Genomic DNA, 23641 nt, shown 5'->3' on the forward strand with positions numbered 1-23641 from the left:
TAAAGAATTGTTGATATCGCATAGAAGTAAACTAAGATAACAATTATGGCGATTGGTTTTAATATTCTGCTCATCATGATTTTCCTGCTATTCGGATCCGTGTTTGCGGCAACCGAGTTGGCTTTAGTGAGCTTAAGAAGTTCGCAAATTGATCGCATGGAGCTTCAGGATGCTCGTGGAGCCAGAGTTGCGAAAATTGCGCGCGACCCTAATACTTTTCTGTCTGCCCTGCAAATTGGCGTAACGCTTTCTGGTTTTCTTTCCGCATCCTTCGGTGAATCTGCGCTAGCTCCTTACGTTGTGCCTATTGTGTGCTCATGGGGAGTGCCTAAGCATGTTGCAGGCCCGCTTACCACTATTTTCTTAACTCTTATTATTTCGTATTGTTCTATTGTAATTTCTGAATTAGTGCCGAAGCGTATTGCAATGCAGCGTTCTGAGCAGATTGCGCGAGCTGTTGTGCCGGCGGTAGATATTTTCTCGAAAATTTGCAAGCCTTTAATTTGGCTTATTGGTAAGAATACTAACGGTTTTGTGCGCTTGCTTGGATTTGATCCTAATGAAAAAGAAAGCGAAGTTTCTGACGAAGAATTGCGCGTGCTTGTTAACAGCAATAAGCGTTTAAGTCAGGATGAGCGCAATATTTTGGATGACGTGTTTGATGCTTCGGAAACAATTGTTGCTGAAGTGATGCGCCCGCGTGCTGACGTGGAATTTTTGGACGGTTCGTTAAGTCTTGAAGAAGCAGCTGCAAAAATTCGTGAGCTTCCGTATTCCAGATACCCTGTTATTGGCAAGGATTTTGACGACGTTATTGGTTTTGTACATGTGCGCGATTTGTTGGATGTTAGAGATCCTAACGCAAAAACTGTTGCAGATGTAACTCGCGAAGGAATTAGTCTTCCTGGAACTTCAAAGCTTTTGCCAAGCCTAGAGCTGCTTCGAAAGCGCGGAATCCACTTGGCTATTGTTATTGACGAATACGGCGGAACTGACGGAATTGTAACTCTTGAAGACATGACAGAAGAGTTGGTTGGAGATATTCGCGACGAGTACGATCTGCCTGAAGAATCTGAACAAAGTAATACGAATAAAACAACTGCTTTTGTAAATGGTGTTGCAAAAATTGATGGCGGTATGACTATTGAAGATTTTGCTGATATTACCGGCATTGAGCTTGAAGATGGCCCTTATGAAACGGTTGCAGGATACTTTTTGGCGCATACTGGTTCTATGGGAAGCGTTGGAGCTGTTTTGCACGATGCAGACGGCTACGATATGACTGTAACTGCGGTTGATGGTCGACGTATTGCTACTCTTGAAGTGCGTCGCCGCGCATAATTTAAGCCGTAGCAGTAGAATGTAATAGTAATAAAAAATCTAAGGAAGGATAAATATGGCCTTATTGCATATTTTGCCAGGTCTCGACGAGGCGGCCAGTGAAAAGGCTGTTGCTGTTTTGCAGAATCGTTTAAGCCATGAGCAGGAGGCTGCTTTGGTGCTTAAACATGCTCATTGGAATGTTACTGGCCCAGATTTTATTGCTGTGCACGAAATGCTTGATCCGCAGGTTGCTGAAGTTTTGGCGCAGGCGGATGAAACTGCTGAGCGAATTGCAACTTTGGGTGGTTCTCCACTTGGACGCGCAGACGATGTTGTTGCAGCTCGCACATGGAAGCGTTTTGCTTTAACTGGTCGCAAGTCAACTAAAGAATATTTGCAGGCTCTTATTGAGTATTACAACGATATGATTGCAGACGATCGCAAAGCTATTGCGGAGCTTGACAATCTTGACATTGTGAGCTCTAACATTATTCAGGATCACGTGCAGCAGCTGGAAAAGTTCCAGTGGTTTATGCGTAGCCATCTTGATTAATTAACCTCTGTTTGATTTTTTTGATTCAAGCCGCAACGTGCCGTTTTCTTTTTATGGCGTGTTGCGGTTTGACATTTTCTGTGTCTGTGCTAATGTAACTACTTGTATGTTTTAGGCATACAAGTTGGGCCCGTAGCTCAGGTGGTTAGAGCGCATCCCTGATAAGGATGAGGTCGGAGGTTCAAGTCCTCCCGGGCCCACGATAGAATGGTTACATTCTTTCAAATGGGGCTATGGCGCAGCTGGTAGCGCATCTGCTTTGCAAGCAGAGGGTCAGGAGTTCGAGTCTCCTTAGCTCCACGAGCAAGGTTCTGGTTGATTTTTCAATCAGAACCTTTTGTTTATTAATTTATTTTTTGAGTTTGCTTTAGTTTTTATTGTTTAAGCTTGCGTTTATGAGAATGTTTCTCATCAATGCTTATTGGTACAATAATTACATATAAATAAACATAAGTATCTTTACGCCGTGTATTGAGTGCGCTATTTAAGTTGCGCTCAGTGGGTTAACAAGGCGTGAAATCGTGTGTTAAACGTCTTAAGCGGTTAACCTGATCAGCGTAAGGAAAGTGTATGCGTAAACTTTTAGCATATTGCCGTCGTGCACCACAATTAACAGTCGTAATTCTTGCTTTTCCGTTTATTGCGGCTTTGTACTCGTATAATTTGCCTATATTAACTACTTTCTGTGAGCAAATTTCTAATTTTTCGCAGCAAATCTTTGATTTCTTAAAAATTAATTGCAGTATTTCCATAAGCCTTAGTATCGGAAAAACTATTATTGCTATTCTCGTTTTATATACCAGCCTTATTTCTTTGCATAACATGATTAAAAATTTATTGCGCGGAACTTTAGGTATTGATTTGCTAGCTTTTGTTGCATTGCTTGCAACGCTTTTTATTGGTGAGTTCTGGGCAAGTTATTTGATTGTTGTAATGGTTTGGACGGGAGAGGCAATTGAAGATTTTGCGCATATGAAAGCTCAGCGCAATCTATCTCTTTTAGTAAGTGCAGCTCCAAAAACTGCTCATCTTATGACTTTGCCAGGTATTGAGCATGGAATGAATAATAATCAAGCAAATGATGAATCATACGAACCGCCATGTTTGAGTGAAAATCAGTGCAAGCCTATCTCGTGTGTTTTGTGCCAGCATGCTGAATTTAGAAAAGTAGATGCCACTAATTCTAAGCAATCTAATAGTAGCGAGCAAAATTGCGAAAGCAATTGCGAAAATAATAACTTGCAAAATTTCAACTGTAAACGAAATAATTGCCCATTTTTGCAAGCGTCTGCAGACGGCGAAATCTCCTCAAATTTGCAGCGTTACGCTACAGTTGCAGTTGATGAATTAAAGATTGGAAACGTAATTATTGTGCTTCCTGGCGAAACTGTGCCGGTCGATGGTGAGCTGCTAAGCGGTTCTGCAATTTTAGACACAAGTGCTATTAACGGAGAATCTGTTCCTAGAGAAGTCTATGCGGGAGCTTCGGTGCTTTCTGGCTGCGTAAACGGCGGCGTTGTGCTTATTATGCGCGTAACCAAGCTGTCTAAAAACTCGCAGTATCAGAAAATCATGCAGCTTGTTGAGTCTGCTAGGTCTTCTAAAGCTGCAGTAGTTAGATTTGCAGACATGCTATCTGTGCCGTTTACAGTATTATCTTTTGCGATTGCTGGCTTTGCTTGGAGCTTTTCTGGCGACGCATTGCGATTTGCGCAAGTATTGGTTTTAGCAACCCCATGTCCTCTGCTTATTGCAGTTCCAGTTGCTTGCATGGCTGGTACTGGGCGTTTAGCAAAACTTGGAATTGTTGTTAAAAGTCAGGATGTGCTTGAGCAATTAAGTCGTGTAACAGACGTATTTTTTGACAAAACTGGCACGTTGACGGTTAAACAGCCGCAAGTTGCAAGAGTTGACGTAGTTGATTCTATGCAGAAGGCTGATCGCATAGTTATGCTTGCGGGCGTTCTAGAAACTTATTCTCAGCACATACTTGCAGGCGGTATTGCTAAAGCGGGAGCAAAGCTGTGGGAAAATGCTCACCCATCGTCGGTTCCGCAACTTCCTAGCGTTAGAGAATACCCTGTAGTACACAGTGTTAAAGAAGCTGCAGGCCAGGGTATTCAGGGCGTTGTGGATGGCATTTTAGTGCGTGTAGGCAGACACAAGTATGTTACAGAGCAAAACACAAATCAAACTATAGGTAAATCTCTTGCAGCAGACGAAATGGCAACCTACGTGTCTTTTGACGGCGTGCTGGTAGGAAGAATCGTATTAAAAGACGTGCCGCGCGATAATGCGAAATCAACTATTGCTTTGTTGCGCGCTTTGGGTGTTAGAACAATAGCAATGCTTACTGGTGACGGTTTACAAGCTGCAACAACCATTGGCAAAAGCGTTGGTATTGATTCTGTGCATGCAGATTTGCTTCCGCAAGATAAATTAGCGTATGTAAAAAAGCACAATTACAATGCAGCCAAAAATAAGAAAGATTCAACCGTAACCATGATGGTTGGTGACGGAGTAAATGATGCCCCTGTGCTTGCAGCTGCAGACATTGGTGTGGCTGTAACGGATGGTACGGATACTGCAGCATCGGAGTGCGCGCAAGTAGTTATTATGAACAACAATATTGCGTCAGTTGCTAATGCTGTAAGCGTTGCGAAGCATACAAAACGAGTTATGATACAGTCAGTTTTGCTTGGAATAGGTTTGGCTATTGTAAGCATGATTTTAGCTGCTTTTGGTTTCATTCCAGCGGTTATTGGAGCAATGATGCAGGAAATTATTGACGTTATTTCAATTACTTGGGCGTTAACTGCTTTGCGCTCGCGTGAAAAGATTAAATAAAGCGTTTTAATCTAAGCTTTTTAACGTAAGCATTTTGTAAGACTTAGCAATGCGCTAGTCTAATTAGGAAAGCACTTGAAGGAAATCTGTGCTTGAAGTCCGCGCATAATGCGCGCAAAAACGGCAAAAGTGCCGTATTGTATAGTTCAATATGGGGATAATAATGAAAAAAAATAATTTAATAGAAAATGTTGCACCAGAAACATCTCAGGCCTCTGAGATTTCTAAAGTGCATGCTCCTGAAGTTAGAATTGCAGTAATTGGTGCAGGACCTGCTGGAGTGTATTCTTCCGATATTTTCTTGCGACAACTTGCTAAGCGTGGCGAAGAATTAGGACTCGGCACAAGCGCTCGCATTGATCTTTTTGAAAAATTGCCTGTGCCTTTCGGCTTAGTGCGTTACGGAGTGGCTCCGGATCATCCAAGTATTAAATTTATTGCCGATGCGCTTGAAAAAACTCTTGATAATCCAAATATTCATCTTTATGCGAATGTTGAATTTGGTAAAGATATTACTTTAGAAGATTTGCTGGCGCGCTACGATGCAGTGCTGTTTGCTACAGGAGCTGTGGAAGATAGGCCATTGCGGGTTCCAGGTGCTGATTTAGACGGAGTGTACGGAGCTGCAAAATTCGTAGAATGGTACGACGGATACCCAACTAGCAAGCGCACGTGGCCGCTTGAAGCCAAGGAAGTAGCTGTTATTGGCGGCGGAAATGTGGCAATGGATGTTGCTCGTGAGCTTTTGCGAGATCCTGATTATTTGCGCGCGCATACGGATATTCCAGATGATGTGTACGAAGGATTGCAGAAAAATCAAACTCAAACCTTGCATTTATTTATTCGCCGAGGCGTAGCTCAAGCGAAATTCTCCGTGCAAGAATTGCGCGAAATGGAAAAGTTAGCCGGAGTGCAAATTGTTATTAACGAGGACGATTTTGAGCTAGACGATGAAACGATAGAAGTTGCTGGTAACGATAAGCTCACGCGCCAAATGGTTGAGGAACTTTTTGCGATTCGAGACATGGCAGAAGACATGGAAGATGGCGGAAACGTTGATTTTGAAGGAAATCCTGCTAACCGACGTTACGTTATTCATTTCAACTCGGCTCCTGTAGAAATTCTTGGCGAAGATGGGCGTGTGAAAGCAATACGAGTTGAGCGAACTGTAACAAGCGCGGATGGCACAATGTCTCGCACAGGTGAATTTGAAGATTACGCTGTGCAAGCCGTGTATCATGCTATTGGCTACCATCCTGCTGAGGTTGCAGGCATTGCTTACGACGAAAAGCGCACGTTGCTCGCGAATAATGATGGTAGAATCGTAACTTCTGCGGAAAATGGTGAGGTGCGCGAACGCTTGTACGCTACAGGCTGGGCTAAAAGAGGGCCTGTTGGTTTAATTGGTTCTACTAAATCTGACGCGCTTCTTATTGTTGATCGAATGCTCGAAGATTTAGCAAAATCCGGGCTGATTGCGGAAGATCGTAACGAAAAGTCCATAGATGAGCTGCTTAAATCTCGAGGCGTGAAAGCCATTGATTACGCCGGCTGGAAACGAGTAGATGAGTATGAGCGTGAAGCTGGTGCTAAAGAGCAACGCGCTCGAAAGAAAGTAGTATCATCCGCGGATCTTATAGCTATTGCCTTAGATTGTTAATCTGCGGTTGTTGTTTGCGCTAGCTGATTGCTGCCGTCAATCAGTTAGCGACCTATTTATGTAATTATTGGCTTAAGTAAGCTTAAGTAAGCATAAGTATTTGCATACTCAATAGCACATGCTAGTCTTAAAAAGTTGCATACAATAATTTTGTTTGCAACATGCGGATGTAGTTCATCGGTAGAATGGAAGCTTCCCAAGCTTCAGAGGCGGGTTCGACTCCCGTCATCCGCTCCACTGTGATGTATAAGTGGAATATGAGGGCGTATTCTAAGAACATCAACAGTTTTATTATGGATATCTATTGACGCGGTGTGCATTTTATTCAATAATGGTATAAATTCAGCGCAAAGGAGAAGAAGTATTATGAATATGTTTAAGCGAATTATTAGTGCAATAACTCTATCGTTCATTTTGACTGCAGTTCTAACAGCTGCAACAGTAATCATACTTATGTTTACAAAAGGTAGGGAGATGGGTCGTCATCTAGGCCTTTTTGGTAGTGTGTTCTTTGATGCGCATGAAACAAGTTCAGGGTCTATTATGGTGGGATTTGGATTACAAAACCCATGGATATTAACTTTAATATTTCTAGCTCTATTTGTCTTTTCTCTTGTATTTTTTACTATTTTACCTGCATTGCAAAAAAGAAAGAAAATGTTGGAGGCGTGATTTTTACACACTTTTAGCCTATAGCCCACCATCTTGGTTGTTTGCAAGCTGGTGGGCTATCTAGTATTTAGTATCTAGTTTTTTGCATTAGCTATTTAGTTAGATGTGATTTTCTTGCAGCTGTAATGATTGTGCAAACAAACAGCATTACAGCGATGCTAATAAGTGCTGGAATTGTTTGGATTCCAGTATTCGCAAGAGGATGGCTGCTTGTAGTTGGCTTGCTCGCTTCTGGCTGTGCGATTACGTTCTTGTTTGCGCTAACAGTTGCTTCCGTGCTTGCGGTTGAAGTTAATTCGTTTTCGCTAGTATTTTGCACATTTTGCACATTTTGTGTGTTTTGTGTTTGTGGAATACCAGTTTCACCTGTGGACGGATTCTGTGAAGTGTCATCCCTCTTTACTAAAACGTTCGTCCAAGCAACTTGATTTCCTTGCTCATCAATCAGCACAATAGTGTGATTGCCGCTATATTCTTGTGGAATAACAGCGTCGAAAGATGGTTTTCCATCTGCGCTGAAATGAACCGTTACGTATTCGGTCCCATCTTGCCCATTTAGAAGACGAGGATTTGAATAAATGTACGCGTAGGCTTTTACAGTTTTCTCACGCATCAATCGCTGCATAAATTCATTTGTAGCGTTCAATTGCACAGAAATCTTATTGTTTTTACCTGCGTAAACAATGTTGTGTTCGCCGGCTTTTAGAGTGTTTTCAAGCTCGGTTTTAAGTTTATTAACACTTGCTGGAGCTGACGGTATTGTTGTAGTTCCCGCACTCTGATTGGTCTTGTTGTGATTTGTAGGATTTTCAGGTTCAGCAGGATGATTGTTTTCATTATGCTGTGGGTTTGGAGTTGGGTTTGCAGGGTGCTCAGGCTGTGGTTGCGGATTCTCAGGCTGTGGTTGCGGTTGTGGCTGCGGCTGTGGCTGTGGCTGTGGCTGAGGGGTTGGCTGTACAGGCGATGGAGCAGGAGGCGCTGGAGGTACAGGTGTTGGAGCAGGCGGTACCGGAGTTGGTGTTGGCGGCACTGGTGGTGCAGGCGGTACTGGCGTTGGCGCAGGCGCAGGCGCAGGCGTTGGTGTAACTGGAGTTGCTGGCGTTAACTCTGTCCATGGTGTTGTTTTCTTTGCTGGCGTTAGCTCGGTCCAAGGAATGCTCTCTTTTGCAGGAGTCAAATTTGCCCAAGGTTTTGCTTCATATATTTTTACGGGAATCTTTACAGTTCGCTTAGTGCCATTATTAAAGCTTACTTTTACGCTAACATCTTGTACGCCCTTAGTGCTCATGTTTGGTTTATTTAGCAAAGAAATTTTAGCGTCATTAGGTACGCCATCAAGATATCTCTTAGCGTCAAAATCGTTAGGGAATGTAGAATTTAGCTCAAAACGAAGGTTTGCATCGCTTTTAGCGATGACTTTTGGCGTATCTAATACGCGTATAGTAAATTCTTTTTCAATCGTTTTAGTGTTATTTATTGTTATTTTCAGCTTGCCTGTATAATCTCCGATTTTCGAGATGTTAATTAAATTGCGATTTGTAACATCTTCAAAAGTTGCTCCTTGAGGAAGATCCTTAGCGTTTACTAAAGCATCCTTAAAATCGTTTGGTAAAGGCTCGTTATTTGCAAGAAGAATCTCTTTAGCTTCTGGCTTGTAAGTTTCTTCGTAAGGTTTTACTTCTGCAGGCTTTGGAGTTTTCTTAACTTTTGTAACGCCTGGGTTTACTGTTCCAGTGCCGTCAATCTGTTTTCTGTTTCCAACGGTAAATCCTGGCTGATTGTCCATTTTTTTATCAAGGAAGTTGCGTGAACTGTGCCCATTGTTTCCAGTGTCTATAATTTTTGCACCGTCAACATGGCCAATAAGGCTTATTAGCGTATCTTTCTTTGTTGCATAATGTTCAGCGTAACCTTTTTGGGTAAGTTCGTTTAGTTCTTCGGCTCGTTTCTTCATTGCTGGCCTAATAACGCTTCCCTTAATTTTTGGAGCATTAAATGTATAAGCTTTAGTAAACCAACCATAATTTTGCCGCTTAGCATAAACAAGCGCACGTTCTGTTAAATATCCGCCTAAAGAATGGCCAGTAACGTACAGATTACTTACTAAATGTTCACTATTTAATTTATCCATAAGTTTTTCTGTAGTGGTTGCTTGGCTAATTTCTCCGCCAAAGAATAGCTTTAAGTCCAGGCTTGCATCTTTTGCTCCTTGAGTTCCGCGGATTCCAAGAACTTGCACGCCGTTTTGCTCAATAAATGGGTACGCAGGATTCACATTTTCAAAAAGAACAGCATCAAAGCCATCGGACTCGTGATATGTTTCTTTGACTTTCCAATATGGCGCAAGCTCGTTATGCATAAGCTTATATTCGTTGCGATTTTCGTAAACCTCTGTAAGCTCATGCTTGTCGTCAAGTACTTTATTTACGTAATCATCTTTTCTATACGCAAGCTCCATAAAAAGCGCCATGTCGCGAGGGCTAATATCCCACCTGCGAGGATTTGTATCTGCTTTGTCATCTAAGCCATCGCCGTCGGTGTCCTTAATAAGCGGATGTGAATTATATCCGTAATATGTGCGCCCGTTTTTTACGTAAGTGTAAAGCTCTTCGCTGTTCTTAAGATCGTCGCCGTCGCTATCTGCGTTTGGATCTAGCTCGGGCTTGTGATATAGCAATGAGTCAATCTGATTATTTTCCAAACGAATTCGACCGGTAGAAATGTCGTGAGCGGTTTGTGCAGTCAAAGGAGTGTGCGCTGGTTCGCTAGCAGTAGTGCTATTTTCAGTTGCTAATGCAGCTGTAGTTGTAGCTAATGGTAAACCAATAAAACTTGTAGAAAGTAAGCCGAAAGCCACTATTATGCCGCTTATGGTTTTGAAAATGCTAGCGTTGCTTTTCATATTTGCGCTAATCCTTTATCTGTTTTAGTGCGTCATTCCAAGTACATTATACGGTATACGCGTATCTTGCTTAATAAATCAACATGAGTGCCTATAGTCTTATACGACTAAAAACAAGATTTTATACTATATATTCTGTTAAACAAGGCTGTTAAATACCATAATTAGTGATATAGAATACATTTTAACTATGGAAGCAACACTATTTATTGCCTATAATCAGTATTGATAGTTTCGCTTAGAAAGCACAATTAAACATATTGAGGAGCATAATATGAGTTTAATGAACACGCATATTCTTCCATTTAAAGTAAATGGCTATAAGAATGGTGAATTTGTTGAAGTAAGCGATGCTGACGTACTCGGCAAGTGGGCTATTTTCTTCTTCTACCCGGCAGATTTCTCATTTGTTTGCCCAACTGAGTTGGAAGATCTTGCAAACCATTATGAAGAATTGCAAAAGCTGGGTGTTGAAGTTTACTCAGTTTCTACGGATACACATTTTGTACACAAAGCATGGCATGACGATTCTGAAGCAATTGCAAAAGTAAAGTACACTATGTTGGGAGATCCTTCCGGAGTGCTTTCTCGCAACTTTGATGCTTGGAATCAAGAATCAGGTTTAGCTCACCGCGCTACGTTCCTTGTGGATCCTCAAGGAATAATTCAGTTCTTTGAAATGACTGCTGATGGAATTGGCCGCAATGCTGACGAGCTGCTTCGTAAAGTTAAAGCAGCACAGTATATTGCAGCGCATCCAGGCGAAGTTTGCCCAGCAAAATGGGAGCAGGGTGAAGAAACCTTGGAGCCTTCCATCGATTTAGTCGGCAAAATCTGATTTTTGCAATTAAATAATTAAATAATCTTTTTAAAGAATTTTCGCAATGCGTAGGGGGCTACGTTCTTAGCTTCCTACGCATTTAGCTTATTTTTTGATTGTGTCTAAAATTACCGAAGGAAGTAGATTATGTCTTTGTTGAATGCGTCATTAACTGCTCAGCTTTCAGAATTACTAAAAAAGATGGTATCTAAAATAGAAATCGTTTCTTACGTTGACAATTCTGAAACATCTCAAAAAGTTAGAGCATTGTTAGAAGAAGTATCTCAACAAAGTAACAAAATAAGCATTGTTGAAGTAAATAATAATGAAATAGACAATTCAAAGCGTAAGCCAAGCTTTGAATTGCGCAGAAAATTAGATAATCCAGTAAATGGAGAATCTACTGTATCGGTTAGTTTTGCAGGATTGCCTTTAGGACATGAATTTAGTTCTTTAATATTAGCGCTTCTACAAGTAAGCGGCTATGCACCAAAAATTAGTGATGAGCAGCGCGAAGCAATACTTAAACTCGGTGCACACAATGTAACAACTTACATGTCGGTAACTTGCTTAAATTGCCCAGAAGTTGTGCAATCACTTAATACCATTTCTATTATCAACCCTAAAATTCAGCATACTTCAGTAGAAGGTAGCGCTTTCCGCGAAGAAGTGGACAAACTTGGCGTAATGAGCGTGCCAGCAGTATTTGAAAATGGCAAGCTTATTTCTTCCGGACGAGCGGGAATTGACGAACTGGTTGCAATACTTGCGTCTAACGAAAAATCTGTTGATCAGAATGAGAATGGCGATAATGATAATAGCATTTCTGCGGAAAACGCTGCGCTCGCAGAAAAAATGAATGCGCAAGACCCGTACGATATTGTTCTTGTGGGCGGCGGTCCTGCTGCTTCTGCTGCTGCAATTTACACTGCTCGCAAAGGCTTGCGTACGGCTATGATTATGGATCATCGCGGCGGGCAAGTTGTAGAAACTGAGAGTATTGAAAATCATATTTCGCAAACGCATACTACTGGCGCTCAACTAGCAGCAGATCTAACTAAACATATTTCGCAATACAATATTGACGTATTTACTCCTGATTGGGCAGATTCGCTTGATTTAGCTAAAGAAGCATACGGTTTGCATACAATTCATGCGCGTTCAGGCGGTGCTTTGAAAGCGCGTGCAGTGATTATTGCAACTGGCGCAACTTGGCGTACATTAGGCGTTCCTGGAGAAGATGAGTATAGGAATAGAGGCGTATCGTTCTGCCCTCATTGCGACGGTCCACTTTTCAAAGATAAGAATGTTGTCGTTGTTGGTGGCGGAAATTCTGGTGTTGAAGCAGCGATTGATTTAGCTGGTATTGCAAAGCACGTTACTGTAGTAGAATTTATGGATACCCTTAAAGCGGATCAAGTATTACTAGATACTTTGCATAATTTGCCAAATACTGAAGTTATTACTAGTGCTGCTGTAAGTAGCGTTGAAGGCAATGGCAATAAAGTTACGGCAGTGCATTACTTAGATCGAAACAGCGCGAATAATTCCGAATCTAAAGAGCATGTTATTGAAGCGGACGGCGTATTTGTGCAAATTGGTTTAGCTCCAAACACTAGCTGGCTTGCAAATCAGATTCCTCTAAATAATAGAGGAGAAATTATTACGGATAGAGCAGGATGCACAGAAGCTACAGGTATTTTTGCTGCAGGAGATTGCTCGGATGAGCCGTATAAGCAGATTGTTACAGCGTACGGATCTGGCGCAAATGCTGCATTGTCCGCATTTGACTACATTATTCGCAATCCGCAAAACAGATCTTAACTCCTGCTGGGAGAGAAGTGGTTCATTACGCTAAACGTATTAAGGCAGATATGTCACGTTTTGTAACCGTATCTCCAATTGTGCAGCCAGCTGGTTTGATCTTGCGTGAGTTTAAGAATCCTAAACCTTATAGATCGTTGTATTTGAATTGGAGATTGGCTTCTTCGGTTGACACGATTATGGAAGGATTGTGCAAAATAATTAGTTCAGCATGCTTTGATTTGCATAAAAAATAAGTGGGATATTCTGCTTAAAAATAGGCACTTCTGTATGCTAAGTTAGCTACAGAAGTGCCATGTTCTTCTTCTCTTACTTTTTATTCTCACTTTATTTTGAGAATTATTCGCCTTGTTTTATTTGCTGTGTTTTATTTGTTGCTAAATTAATTATTTATAATTCGATTCCAAGATAGCGTGCTACTTGATTCACATCCTTATCTCCACGGCCGGAAACTGTTACTAAAACAATGTCATCTTTACTCATCTTTGGAACCATCTTCATAGCTTGTGCTATTGCATGTGAGCTTTCCAAAGCTGGGATTATTCCTTCAACTTTAGAAAGTGCGCGAAAAGCTTGAACTGCTTCATCATCAGTGATTGCGTAGTATTCTGCGCGACCAGAATCCTTTAAATATGAGTGTTCTGGACCGACTCCAGGGTAATCCAATCCTGCAGAAATAGAGTAGGCTGGAAGCTCGTTACCGTCATCATCCATAAGAACATAAGTTTTCATGCCATCTGTAATACCGATTTTTCCATTCGTCATAGTTGCAGCATTTTGAGGAGTATTAGCGCCTTTGCCTGCGCCTTCAGTACCAATCAATCGTACAGAAGAATCATCAATATATGCTGCAAAAGAACCAATTGCATTAGAACCACCACCAATGCAAGCAATTACAGCATTCGGCAATCTGCCTTCCTTTTCTAGGATCTGCCTTCTTGACTCTTTGCTAATAACGCTTTGAAAATCGCGAACCATTTGTGGATAAGGGTAAGGTCCCACTGCGGAACCAACGATATAGAAGGTATCATCCAAGTGCTGCGCATAATCCATAAATGCTGCAGTTACAGCATCTTTTAAAGTTTTTGTGCCTTCTTGAACAGCATGAACTTTTGCTCCAAGCAAAGTCATTCTAAAAACGTTAAGTTTTTGGCGTTCGCAATCAAGTGCACCCATAAAAATTTCACATTCCATGCCGAATCGTGCTGCTGCAGCAGCAGTGGCAACACCATGCTGACCGGCTCCGGTTTCAGCGATAATGCGCTTTTTACCCATGCGTTGAGCGAGTAAAATTTGTCCGAGAACATTATTCATTTTGTGAGCGCCGAGATGGTTTAAATCTTCGCGCTTTAAATAAACTTTTGCGCCTCCTAAATATTTTGTGAAAGATTCAGCATAGTATAAAGGTGTTTCGCGTCCGTCGTAATCCTTTAATAATCCAGCTAATTCATTGCGGAACTCTGGATCGTCTTTGTACTGTAAGTAAGCTGCTGCTACTGCGTCGAGTGCTGGACGAATCATATCTGGGACGTACTGTCCGCCAAATTCGCCGTAATACATGTTTTGTTCAACTGCGTTTACCATAATTTTGCCCTTCTTGTGCGTGCCGAGAAAATCGGCATTAGGTTTGTTATTTGTTATTTTTTGTGTTGATTATTTTGTAAATTTTGAAGGGCATGTGCTCAGATAACAAAAAAGCTGGATGGCAGCTTATATGCCATTCAGCTCAAATAATGTTGATGATGAATCCGGCATAGCCCCGTTGATTGTTTAAAATCAGCAAGCCCACACCGATATGTGAACTCGCTTTTAACTACGCCAGCTGCGCCAGAAACGAGTATTCATGCTCATCATCAACCTCCAATCTTGTTGCACAAGTTTAGCCGTAGCTGTGACAATGTCAACCTTTTAGTGTTAATTCGGCGTTTCGTGCGAAAAAAATTTAACCCCGACGCTTTTGCGTCGGGGAAATAAAGGAGAGAAGAAAAGAATAAATTCTAGGTGCCTTGCACCTGTCGTTTTGTTCGACACTATTATAAAACCACACTATTCTGGGCAGTACAGTAATACAACCTGAAAATTCTCTGTGAATATTATACTTTTCTTCTGAATTTTTACGATTTTTGCAAAAAACCATGCCATAAAAGCAGTGCTAGCTTAAATCAGCACGGTAGAAATGCTCATACGAACGCGACGGAGTTGGACCGCGCTGACCCTGATAGTGCGAGCCGTTAACAGCTGAACCATACGGATTTTCGCATGGTGAGCTTAACTGGAAGAAGCACATCTGGCCAATCTTCATACCCGGCCAAAGCTTAACCGGCAGAGTGCTAACGTTTGAAAGTTCCAAAGTAATATGCCCTTCAAAACCTGGATCAATAAAGCCAGCCGTGGAATGCGTCAAAATACCAAGGCGACCAAGCGAGCTCTTGCCTTCCAAACGCGCAGCAATAGTTGCGTCAAGCTTTACATATTCCCAAGTAGCTCCTAGAGCAAACTCACCAGGATGCAAAATCCAAGGCTCATTAGGATCTACTTCGAACTGTTCTGTAAGCTCACCCTGATTTTCTGCAGGATCAACATACGTGTAAGCATGGTTGTTAAATAAGCGGAAAAAACGGTCGAGGCGCACGTCAATCGACGCAGGCTGTACCATTTCCGGGGTCCATGGGGTCAAATCAATATGACCCTCATCATGAGCTTTGAGAATGTCGTGATCAGACAACAGCATGACGTCAAATCTCCTTGCAATAAAGCCTATACATCAGCAACTTCATTGTTCGCACGAAATATTTACTGCTATTTTGCGCGAAAATTACAATACTGATAATTGTAGCGCGTGCCGCGGTCTGTGGTTGACTGCAAAAAATTTTATAGAAAATAAAAACACAAAACGCGGCACAGAAACGTAGCTGATGTAAGAAAACTACGTACTGTACCGCGTATTTGCAAGGCAGCTTGATAATTTATTTTATTAAGCTGCAACAGTTAAGGCGTTTGCGGCTTTGCGTCTAGACATAAATCGTAGCACGCATTTTCTAAGCTCGGAAGCTATTAGCACAACCATTGAAAGGCCGAGGCATTCAAACCATTCATTTAGGCTCAAAGGAACAGTTCCAAATGGCTCGTTCAAGAATGGTATGTAAATTACTGCCAGCTGTAGAAGCACAGAAACTGCAATAGCGCCCCAAAGCCAACGATTTGCAAACAAACCTACAAATACGCTTTGAGAATCGGAACGAGAAGCTAGTGCGTTCAACATTTGCGCAAACACAAGAATTGTGAAGCCCATTGTGCGAGCGTGCGTCATTTGTGCAGCGTGGCTCATAATTCCAACAGAACGGTCAGTAAATAAGCCGCCTGCCAAATGCATATCCATGCCAATTAACGTAATAGCAGCCATAATTATTCCGATAAATACAATATCTCCCCACATTCGTCGGTCAATAACGCTATCGGTAAGTTTTCGAGGCTTTCTATCCATTACGTCGTCAGTTTGAGGATCAACTCCCATAGCAAGGGCAGGAGCGGCATCCGTAAGCAAATTAATCCACAAAAGCTGAGTTGCAAGAAGTGGAAGCGTAACGCCTACGGAATTAGGCTGCGTGATGCCGAGAGCTCCAGCGAAAACAACACCACCGAAAACGGTGCAAACTTCACCAACATTGGAGCTGAGCAGGTAGCGCAAGAATTTACGAATATTGTCGAAAATTCCTCTACCTTCGCGCACAGCCGCAACAATAGTCGAGAAGTTATCGTCTGCAAGAATCATCTTGGCAGATTCTTTTGTAACTTCCGTGCCAGTAATGCCCATAGCAACACCAATATCGGCAGACTTTACGGCTGGAGCATCGTTTACGCCGTCGCCAGTCATGGCAACAATGTTTCCTTGACGCTGCAATGAAGAAACAATAGCAAGCTTGTGCTCAGGAGCAACTCGCGCGTAAACGCTGGTTTTGTTTATTGCTTCATCAAAAGCAATATTGTCGTCGTCTAGAGAAAGAAGCTCGTCAAGATCGTCTCCAGTAAGCGCGCGCTCGTCTTTGCCAACAATGCCAAGATCTCTAGCAATACGAGTTGCTGTAAGAGGATGGTCGCCAGTAATCATAACAGTGCGAATTCCGGCACGGTGAGCTTGAGCAACGCTATCTCGAACTTCAATGCGAGGCGGATCAATAATTCCAACCATGCCGTTCCAAATTAAATCAGATTCCAAAACGTCGCTCTGCTCAGCAACGTCAGCAATTTGGCCGGCAGCGTTAGAAACCATGCCGTCAACTTTCGTTAAACTATCAACGCCAAGCGGACGGTACGCCATGCCAAGAGTTCGGTAAGCTTCCCCAGAAAGGCGCTCGACAGTAGCCAAAATATCTTCGCGATCGCCATCAGTAAGTGGACGTACAGCGCCAGCTACTGCAATTCGAGTGCAGTAAGAAAGAAGCACATCCGGAGCACCTTTAGCGCAAACAATAAGATTTCCAGAATCTGAACCATCTTTTACTACTACAGACATGCGTTTGCGCTCAGAAGTAAACGGAACTTCAGCAACACGAGTTAAGTGAGCATAACGCTTATCTGCCTTTGTTTTACGCGCTGCAACAACAATAGAAACTTCTGTAGGGTCTCCAACTGGCTGCCAGCTTTTAGTAGATTCGTCGTAATGAAGATCTCCATCGTTAGCCAAATAGCCGGAACCTAAAGCTCCTAACACTTCTGTCGCAAGATTTTGAGGAACAGCAAGATCTGCATCTGCAGAATCAAGAAGAACCATTCGGCCTTCTGGCTTATAACCACTGCCAGTAAGCTGCACTTCGCCACTAGGAGTAATTACGCGCTCAACGGTCATTTCGTTACGAGTTAATGTGCCTGTTTTATCGGAACAAATAACAGAAGCGGAACCAAGCGTTTCTACAGAAGAAAGCTTTTTCACAACCGCATGATGCTTAACCATGCGCTGCACGCCAAGAGCAAGCACAACAGTCAAAATAGCAGCTAAGCCTTCTGGAACTGCAGCAACAGCAAGAGAAACGGAAAGAAGAAGTGAATCAATAATATCCTGAATACTATGGAAGCCTTCTAGCAGCCACATTGAGGCAAGAACAACAGCCGCAATAATGCATACAGCAATACCAAGAACCTTAGAAACTCTTACCATCTCGCGCTCAAGAGGAGTGGATTCTTCGTCCGACTTGGAAAGCATATCCGCAATTTTTCCAACCTGCGTGCTCATGCCGGTTGAAGTTACAATAGCGCGACCAGTTCCTTGAGTTACAGCAGTGCCGTTGAAAACCATGTTTGTGCGGTCGCCCAAAGCTTTTGCGGATTGCAAAGTATCGGGGCGCTTGCTTACAGCAACCGATTCGCCAGTAAGACTTGCTTCGGCAACACGCAAAGATGCTGCAGCAATTAAACGACCGTCAGCAGAAACAGCATCGCCCTCACCAAGAACAAGAATATCGCCAGGAACTACCTCGGTAGTATCGATGCGTATAACGCGCCCATCTCGCAAAACCGAAGTTTGAGGCGCGCTCATTCTAGCTAAAGCTTCAACCGCTTCCTCCGCGCGCGACTCTTGAATAAATCCAAGAACAGCATTTGCAATCAAAATTATGATAATAACAATGGAATCAAACGGTAGAATTTCTCCGCCGCTGTTACCTTTATGCTGCGCTCTTTCCACGAACCAAGCAATTGCAGAAATAATAGTAGCTGCAATCAGCAAGTAAACAAGTGGATCTTTGAACTGTTCAAGGAATCGCTTCCATGCAGGCGTTTTTTCGGATGCAGCAAGCGCGTTCGGACCGAATTGTGCAAGTCGTTTAGATGCTTCTTCGGAACTTAAGCCGCAAGTTACGTCTACGTGTAAAGCAAGGGATACTTGCTGAACGTTTTGCAATGAAGGATCCTGATTATTGGCATCAGAGGCCTTGCGTTTGGATTGATCAAGAGCGTGATCAACCATGTTTTCCCCCTTGGGAGCGCCGCGGAGTAGTCAATAATCGCAACGCGAACGCTATTTTGTACGTTCAGCACTGTAACTATTGCGCGGTTGTGGAATATTGCGTCACTTTTAAAAAGCAGTTATTCGCACTTTTCTAAAAGCTTCCTGCAATAAATAAGTACCGTTCTATTATGTCATATAACGCGCCAATAAGTGCGCGAACCTAAAAAGAAGTATGTAAAATTAATAAAATTTATTGATATTTATTAAAAGTTAATGCTGCTTATTGCAAACTCAATGCCTCGGGGGCATGTGAGAATAGAGGTATGACTACGAAAAAAGGACCGACCAAGGGGTCGGGTGGAAAACATCGCAATGCATTGCGAGGCAAAGGGCCTACGCCAAAGGCTGAAGATCGCGTATATCATAAGGCTTATTTCGCTAAGAAAGCTGCGATAAAGCGCACTTTCGCTGATCCGCGTTTAGCTGCAAGGCGAAGGGTGGATAAGTTCGCTTCTGATTCGGATGAGTTGGTTATTGGCCGTAATGCTGTTCTTGAAGCTCTTAGAGTTGGAGTTCCAAGTTTACAGTTGTACGTTGCAAGCCGAATCGAACATGATGATCGCACTCGCGAAATTGTAAAACTTGCTGGAGTTAAGGGTTTGCGTCTGCTGGAAGCTGACCGCTTGGAAATGGATAGAATTGCGCGTTCTAGCAACCATCAGGGCATTATTTTGAAAGTGCAGCCTTACCAGTATTACTCTTTGCAGGAATTGGTTGAACGTGCAGAAAAGAAGTCTCGCGCAATGGAAGCTGCTGATTCTGCTGCTGCTCGAATTAATGCTCGTCCTCTGTTTATTGCTTTAGATGGTGTGACGGATCCGCAAAATTTGGGTGCTGTTATTCGTTCTGCTGCAGCATTCGGAGCTAACGGCGTGATTTTGCCTGAGCGTAGAAGTGCTTCCGTAACTGCTGCCGCTTGGAAAGTTTCTGCTGGTGCTGCAGCTCATTTGCCAGTTGCTCGAGTTGTTAATTTGAATAAGGCTATTCAAGGTTTGCGCGAGCGCGGCTGGTATGCGATTGGTCTTGATGGCGGCGGCGATAAGCTCGTTGGTGAAACTGGCTTTGAAACTGATCCGCTGGTTGTGGTTCTTGGCTCTGAAGGTAAGGGCATGAGCAGACTAACTCGTGAAGTTTGTGATGCTATTGCTGGAATCCCAATTTCTAACGCAGTTGAGTCACTTAACGCCTCGGTTGCGGCTGGAATCAGCTTGTATGCTGTGGCTAACGCTCGTCGTTTGGCTGCATTGAATCAAAACTAAAAAAATTTCAAACTTTAAAATCACGCTTGCACTGTATTGTTACGGTGTTAGCGTGATTTTATTTGGTTGGGGCTTTTATTTGCTGAAGTTTAGTACTGACGCAATTTTGAAAGAAATAATTAAATAGAAATATGCATATTAGTGAAAATACTATAGAAGAAAATAAAACATTTATGAACGAAAATACTATTACGAATACGAGTACTGCAAATACAAATACTCCGAAAACAACAAATAAACTATGGATTGTAAAGCATGCGCGCGCGCTTAGTTTTATTGCATACATGGCTGTTGTTGCAGTAGTTATGTACTTCCATGAACCGTGGTTTGACGAAGCGCAGAGTTGGCTTATTGCGCGTGATTCTTCGTTTGCTGATTTGTTAACTCTTCGTCCGCATTACGAAGGGCATCCGCCACTTTGGACGCTTCTTCTTTCAATCCCTGCAAAAACAGGTGTTCCGTACGAAATTGGTCTTAAAGGCGTGCAGTTTTTGTGCGCTGCTCTTCTAGGAGGATGGCTGATTTTCCGCGCTCCTTTTAATCGCCTTACTATTGCGCTTCTGCCATTTACTTATTTTATTTGCTTCCAATACGGAGTTACTGCACGCCCTTACGCATTGCTATGTGTTTCTTTGCTAATGGTTGCACATTATTGGAAATATGCGGATTCTAAGCCATCTAATACTTGGAAACTTGTGCTAAGTCTTGTGTTAATGTGTGCGATTAGCTCTTATGGAATTGCTATTGCTGCAGGTTTTGCCTTGGCTTGGGTTGTGCGAAGCGTACAGATAGCTGGAATTAAGAATGCTGTTTGTGAAATATTTTCTAATATAAATCGTTTGCTTGGTTGGATTTTACTTGCTTTTGTTGGTTTTGCAAGCATTGCCTGCATTTGGCCTGCTGCTAATGCATTTGGTTCTCGCGCAACTTTTAGCGGAAATTCTCATCTTATTCAATTCTTGTATTTTATTTTCGTAGTTCCGTCAGAAAGCATGTTTACAGCATTCGCTGGAGACGTTTCTTTGAGAAGAATGTCTTTAGGAATATTGCCAACTATTATTTGCGTTCTTATTTCAATACTGATTTGGGCTTTTGCTATTTGTATTGCAAAACGTAGGAAAATGTTGGTATCTCTTATTCTTCCTTATTTGACTTTTGCTATTATTGCAACGCAATATTTTACTTTGCATCATGCAGGAATCGTATTCGTATTCTTTATTGCGCAACTGTGGATGTGTGTTGCTAATAAGCCGCTTAATTTTGATATTACGCTTGCAAATAAGTTAAGTAATAAGTGTGCATTTACTCAATCTATTATTGTTATTTTGTTGGCGCCAAGTTTGATTTGGAATATATTTGCTTGCGTTAATGATATTAGATTCGACTACTCAGGTTCTCGCGCTCTTGCGCAATTCATTCAGAGAAATCACGCAGAAAATAAGCGTTTTGTAACATCTTGGCTTCATAAAGAAGAAAAATTAGATAGTAACGGTAATACTATTTCTCCAGAATTTGAAGATGTTCACCAGTATTCTTGGCAGCTTATTACAGCAAACCCTTATTTTGCGAAGAATCTTATTGATTGCAGTTATAAAAACAGTTCGTTTATTACTAATGAACGTCCTTCTGAGTCTCAAGCGTGGGGTGAAATATCAGCTTGCAAGGCTAAAAAAGAACCTCAATTCTTTGTAACCGAATCAAGCGAACCGTGGTACTACTTTGTTGCATTGGACTACAATATTGAGCATTACACGGCGCATGTTATTGCTAAAACTAAATCCTCTTTCAAATCGAATGTTTCCGAAGGAACAGTAACTGTATACGAGCGCAAAAAGTAGCGTGAATAAATAAACAAATACGCCCCAATTGCAAGATAATCGCAAGATGCATCTTACTGTTGGGGCGTATTTATTATGGCCTTAAATACTTGCAGGCGTTATTTAATTTACCAGAATCCGAACGGATCAAAGATACCGCCGTCATCTCCATCACTATCGTCACGCTGCTGTAAATCGTCGTCGTCATCGTCATTGGACTTTTTACCACGATTTCGAGAGTTCTTTTTATCTTTCTTCAGCGTCTTTTCTTTACGATTAATTCCGCTAACAGCAGCTTCTTCTTGGTCGAACGTAACAGTCAATTTAAGAGTATTTCCTCCGCGAACTACAGTAAGTGTAGCTTTATTGTTAAACGCTGTTGCGCGAACGTACCCAAGTAGAGCGTAATTATTAGCAACAGGTTTATCGTCAAACGCCACAATGGTGTCTCCAGCTTTAAGGCCTGCTTCAGCTGCCGGAGTTCCTTGATTTACAGAAACAATTTGAGCGCCGCCGCGAGTAATACCATTTGATTCCACGGCAACACTTTTAATCATAATTCCCAAAGCAACGTGCTTAACAGAACCATTTTTAATAATTTCTGAAACTACTCGCTTCACCAAGTTTGCCGGTATTGCAAAACCAATACCAATCGAGCCTGCTGTTCCGCCTTGAGTAGAGGTGGCTGCAATAGAAGAGTTTATGCCAATAATTTGGCCTGCTGCATTAAAAGTTGGGCCGCCAGAATTTCCTGGATTAATAGCGGCATCAATTTGCACAGCATTAGTTACGATTTCTGAACGGCTTTGATCGTCCATAACAGATACAGGACGATTTAATGCTGAAACAATACCTGTTGTAGCAGTATCGTCGTAACCTAGCGGGTTGCCAATAGCCATAACTGCTTCACCAACCGCCAGCAAATCTGAATTTGCAAATTGTGCAGTTTTCAAATTTTTTGGCGGATTATCAATCTTAAGAACAGCCAAATCTGTTGTTTTATCTGCTCCAACTAAAGTTGCAGAATATATTTGGCCATTAGAAAGAGTAACTTGAATTTGTTTTGCGTCTGCAATTACGTGATTATTAGTAACTGCGTATCCTTTAGAATCAATTATTACGCCTGAACCTTTGCCCATTCCCTTGGCTAAGCGCGTTTGAATAGAAATTACAGAGCCAGAAACTTGACGAGCTACTCCACGCCAATCAGGAGATTGTGCGCCTTTAACTATTGCGGTTCCAGGACCAGATGCTTTTGAACCGACGCTTTCTAAGGAGCTTCCTTGTGGAATTGCAATAAGTCCTTGCGAAACTACGAAAGTCATTACAACAACACAAACTATTGCTGAAATTACTGCCGATAAAATAGCAATCATAACAGGCGGAGTATTGTTATTTGCCTGAAGATTGGCAAACTTTTCTCCCTTATTTACTGCGCTTGTTTCGCTGTGGTCTCCTTCATTTGTGCTATTGAACACTGGAGGAAGATTTTGCTGCGCATTTTGATTAACATTATCGCCATTTGTGTGGCTAGTGTTTTCGTTAGATTCGTATGGATTCCCGAACGCATTAGGAGTATTTGCTGAAGGGGCATAAGGATTTTGTGGCCCAACATATGAGGAAGGTGCCGCATTAGCGTTAGGCATATTCGCATTAGGATAATTTGCGCTAGGTTGGTTTACTACAGGCTGACTTGCTGTTTCCCTATTGTTCACAGGTCCGTATGCGCCGAACTCTGGCGCAGGACTATAAGCTTGAACATTCTGAGCAGTACGCGGCTGCGAGTTTTGTTGCGGCTGTGTGTTCTGCGAATCCTGCTGAGCTTGCGCAGCTTGCTGATCCTGCTGATTTTGCGGGCTCTGCGGGCCTTGTTGCTGCGCAATAGCCTCAGTATTTACATTGTTATTGGATTCCTGCTGATTGGTACCATACAAATCGTCAGCCATTCATCCTCCTTAAA

General features: G+C 42.3%; 16 protein-coding genes and 3 tRNA genes. 14 read left to right on the forward strand and 5 right to left on the reverse strand.

What is annotated here, in order from left to right; translation table 11 throughout:
- The first annotated feature begins 45 nt into the window (after window positions 1-45).
- From CGSMWGV1500E_RS05315 to CGSMWGV1500E_RS05280, 8 genes are all read left to right on the forward strand, one after another.
- The gene (locus CGSMWGV1500E_RS05315; protein ID WP_004126654.1) at window positions 46-1341 is read left to right on the forward strand and encodes a hemolysin family protein; all 1296 of its coding nucleotides are present in this window, start codon (window positions 46-48) and stop codon (window positions 1339-1341) included.
- 55 nt (window positions 1342-1396) lie between these two features.
- Window positions 1397-1876 carry a Dps family protein gene (locus CGSMWGV1500E_RS05310; RefSeq protein ID WP_004126655.1) on the forward strand — a complete coding sequence of 160 codons (480 nt, stop codon included), beginning with the start codon at window positions 1397-1399 and terminating at the stop codon, window positions 1874-1876.
- 126 nt (window positions 1877-2002) lie between these two features.
- Window positions 2003-2076: transfer RNA gene (locus CGSMWGV1500E_RS05305), tRNA-Ile, on the forward strand.
- A 27-nt stretch (window positions 2077-2103) separates the two neighbouring features.
- A tRNA-Ala gene (locus tag CGSMWGV1500E_RS05300) sits at window positions 2104-2176 on the forward strand.
- A 270-nt stretch (window positions 2177-2446) separates the two neighbouring features.
- Window positions 2447-4723 (forward strand): heavy metal translocating P-type ATPase, encoded by a 2277-nt coding sequence (locus CGSMWGV1500E_RS05295; RefSeq protein WP_004126658.1) that lies wholly within the window; start codon window positions 2447-2449, stop codon window positions 4721-4723.
- A gap of 163 nt (window positions 4724-4886) precedes the next feature.
- A complete protein-coding gene (locus CGSMWGV1500E_RS05290) occupies window positions 4887-6383 on the forward strand; it encodes an FAD-dependent oxidoreductase (protein WP_004126661.1) in 1497 nt (498 codons plus the stop codon).
- Between the two features lie 163 nt (window positions 6384-6546).
- Window positions 6547-6620 (forward strand) — tRNA-Gly (locus CGSMWGV1500E_RS05285).
- Window positions 6621-6749: 129 nt separating this feature from the next.
- Window positions 6750-7055, forward strand: a complete 306-nt coding sequence (locus CGSMWGV1500E_RS05280; RefSeq protein ID WP_004126665.1) for a hypothetical protein — start codon at window positions 6750-6752, stop codon at window positions 7053-7055.
- Between the two features lie 91 nt (window positions 7056-7146).
- On the opposite strand, the gene CGSMWGV1500E_RS06435 is transcribed toward CGSMWGV1500E_RS05280, so the two are convergent.
- Window positions 7147-9957, reverse strand: a complete 2811-nt coding sequence (locus CGSMWGV1500E_RS06435; protein WP_004126667.1) for a Rib/alpha-like domain-containing protein — start codon at window positions 9955-9957, stop codon at window positions 7147-7149.
- Between the two features lie 274 nt (window positions 9958-10231).
- Here CGSMWGV1500E_RS06435 and ahpC point away from each other — a divergent pair, with 274 nt between their 5' ends.
- From ahpC to CGSMWGV1500E_RS05260, 3 genes are all read left to right on the forward strand, one after another.
- Complete coding sequence (gene ahpC / locus CGSMWGV1500E_RS05270; protein WP_004126668.1) at window positions 10232-10795, forward strand: alkyl hydroperoxide reductase subunit C; 564 nt, start codon at window positions 10232-10234, stop codon at window positions 10793-10795.
- A 129-nt stretch (window positions 10796-10924) separates the two neighbouring features.
- Window positions 10925-12601, forward strand: coding sequence for an alkyl hydroperoxide reductase subunit F (gene ahpF, locus CGSMWGV1500E_RS05265; protein WP_004126670.1), 1677 nt, complete (start codon window positions 10925-10927; stop codon window positions 12599-12601).
- Between the two features lie 50 nt (window positions 12602-12651).
- Window positions 12652-12837: a hypothetical protein gene (locus CGSMWGV1500E_RS05260; protein WP_155114845.1), complete on the forward strand. Its 186-nt coding sequence runs from the start codon at window positions 12652-12654 to the stop codon at window positions 12835-12837.
- Between the two features lie 154 nt (window positions 12838-12991).
- On the opposite strand, the gene trpB is transcribed toward CGSMWGV1500E_RS05260, so the two are convergent.
- Together trpB and dcd are read right to left on the reverse strand one after the other, a co-directional pair.
- On the reverse strand, window positions 12992-14185 hold the full coding sequence (gene trpB / locus CGSMWGV1500E_RS05255; protein ID WP_004126673.1) for a tryptophan synthase subunit beta: 1194 nt from the start codon (window positions 14183-14185) through the stop codon (window positions 12992-12994).
- Between the two features lie 568 nt (window positions 14186-14753).
- A complete protein-coding gene (gene dcd, locus CGSMWGV1500E_RS05250) occupies window positions 14754-15332 on the reverse strand; it encodes a dCTP deaminase (RefSeq protein WP_004126675.1) in 579 nt (192 codons plus the stop codon).
- Between dcd and CGSMWGV1500E_RS06525 the strand changes: the two genes are divergently transcribed.
- Window positions 15331-15513, forward strand: coding sequence for a zf-TFIIB domain-containing protein (locus tag CGSMWGV1500E_RS06525; protein WP_004126678.1), 183 nt, complete (start codon window positions 15331-15333; stop codon window positions 15511-15513). The two genes, dcd and CGSMWGV1500E_RS06525, sit on opposite strands and share 2 nt — an antisense overlap.
- Window positions 15514-15575: 62 nt before the next feature.
- On the opposite strand, the gene CGSMWGV1500E_RS05240 is transcribed toward CGSMWGV1500E_RS06525, so the two are convergent.
- Window positions 15576-18563: a cation-translocating P-type ATPase gene (locus CGSMWGV1500E_RS05240; protein ID WP_004126681.1), complete on the reverse strand. Its 2988-nt coding sequence runs from the start codon at window positions 18561-18563 to the stop codon at window positions 15576-15578.
- 305 nt (window positions 18564-18868) lie between these two features.
- Here CGSMWGV1500E_RS05240 and rlmB point away from each other — a divergent pair, with 305 nt between their 5' ends.
- Window positions 18869-19864, forward strand: coding sequence for a 23S rRNA (guanosine(2251)-2'-O)-methyltransferase RlmB (gene rlmB, locus CGSMWGV1500E_RS05235; RefSeq protein WP_004126684.1), 996 nt, complete (start codon window positions 18869-18871; stop codon window positions 19862-19864).
- Between the two features lie 131 nt (window positions 19865-19995).
- Entirely contained in the window at window positions 19996-21702 is a 1707-nt protein-coding gene (locus tag CGSMWGV1500E_RS05230; protein ID WP_004126686.1) for a hypothetical protein, read from the forward strand.
- A 107-nt stretch (window positions 21703-21809) separates the two neighbouring features.
- Here the strand turns inward: CGSMWGV1500E_RS05230 and CGSMWGV1500E_RS05225 are convergent, their stop codons facing one another.
- Complete coding sequence (locus tag CGSMWGV1500E_RS05225; protein WP_004126689.1) at window positions 21810-23627, reverse strand: S1C family serine protease; 1818 nt, start codon at window positions 23625-23627, stop codon at window positions 21810-21812.
- Window positions 23628-23641: the final 14 nt, after the last annotated feature.

Origin of the sequence: Gardnerella vaginalis 1500E, assembly GCF_000263595.1 — a bacterium.
GTDB classification, from domain to species: Bacteria; Actinomycetota; Actinomycetes; order Actinomycetales; family Bifidobacteriaceae; genus Bifidobacterium; species Bifidobacterium vaginale_E.

Excerpts from the sequence above, each read along its gene's own strand:
- CGSMWGV1500E_RS05315 (WP_004126654.1), top strand. The coding sequence starts at position 46 with ATGGCGATTGGTTTTAATATTCTGCTCATCATGATTTTCCTGCTATTC.
- CGSMWGV1500E_RS05310 (WP_004126655.1), top strand. The coding sequence starts at position 1,397 with ATGGCCTTATTGCATATTTTGCCAGGTCTCGACGAGGCGGCCAGTGAA.
- CGSMWGV1500E_RS05295 (WP_004126658.1), top strand. The coding sequence starts at position 2,447 with ATGCGTAAACTTTTAGCATATTGCCGTCGTGCACCACAATTAACAGTC.
- CGSMWGV1500E_RS05290 (WP_004126661.1), top strand. The coding sequence starts at position 4,887 with ATGAAAAAAAATAATTTAATAGAAAATGTTGCACCAGAAACATCTCAG.
- CGSMWGV1500E_RS05280 (WP_004126665.1), top strand. The coding sequence starts at position 6,750 with ATGAATATGTTTAAGCGAATTATTAGTGCAATAACTCTATCGTTCATT.
- CGSMWGV1500E_RS06435 (WP_004126667.1), bottom strand. The coding sequence starts at position 9,957 with ATGAAAAGCAACGCTAGCATTTTCAAAACCATAAGCGGCATAATAGTG.
- ahpC (WP_004126668.1), top strand. The coding sequence starts at position 10,232 with ATGAGTTTAATGAACACGCATATTCTTCCATTTAAAGTAAATGGCTAT.
- ahpF (WP_004126670.1), top strand. The coding sequence starts at position 10,925 with ATGTCTTTGTTGAATGCGTCATTAACTGCTCAGCTTTCAGAATTACTA.
- CGSMWGV1500E_RS05260 (WP_155114845.1), top strand. The coding sequence starts at position 12,652 with ATGTCACGTTTTGTAACCGTATCTCCAATTGTGCAGCCAGCTGGTTTG.
- trpB (WP_004126673.1), bottom strand. The coding sequence starts at position 14,185 with ATGGTAAACGCAGTTGAACAAAACATGTATTACGGCGAATTTGGCGGA.
- CGSMWGV1500E_RS06525 (WP_004126678.1), top strand. The coding sequence starts at position 15,331 with ATGACGTCAAATCTCCTTGCAATAAAGCCTATACATCAGCAACTTCAT.
- dcd (WP_004126675.1), bottom strand. The coding sequence starts at position 15,332 with ATGCTGTTGTCTGATCACGACATTCTCAAAGCTCATGATGAGGGTCAT.
- CGSMWGV1500E_RS05240 (WP_004126681.1), bottom strand. The coding sequence starts at position 18,563 with ATGGTTGATCACGCTCTTGATCAATCCAAACGCAAGGCCTCTGATGCC.
- rlmB (WP_004126684.1), top strand. The coding sequence starts at position 18,869 with ATGACTACGAAAAAAGGACCGACCAAGGGGTCGGGTGGAAAACATCGC.
- CGSMWGV1500E_RS05230 (WP_004126686.1), top strand. The coding sequence starts at position 19,996 with ATGCATATTAGTGAAAATACTATAGAAGAAAATAAAACATTTATGAAC.
- CGSMWGV1500E_RS05225 (WP_004126689.1), bottom strand. The coding sequence starts at position 23,627 with ATGGCTGACGATTTGTATGGTACCAATCAGCAGGAATCCAATAACAAT.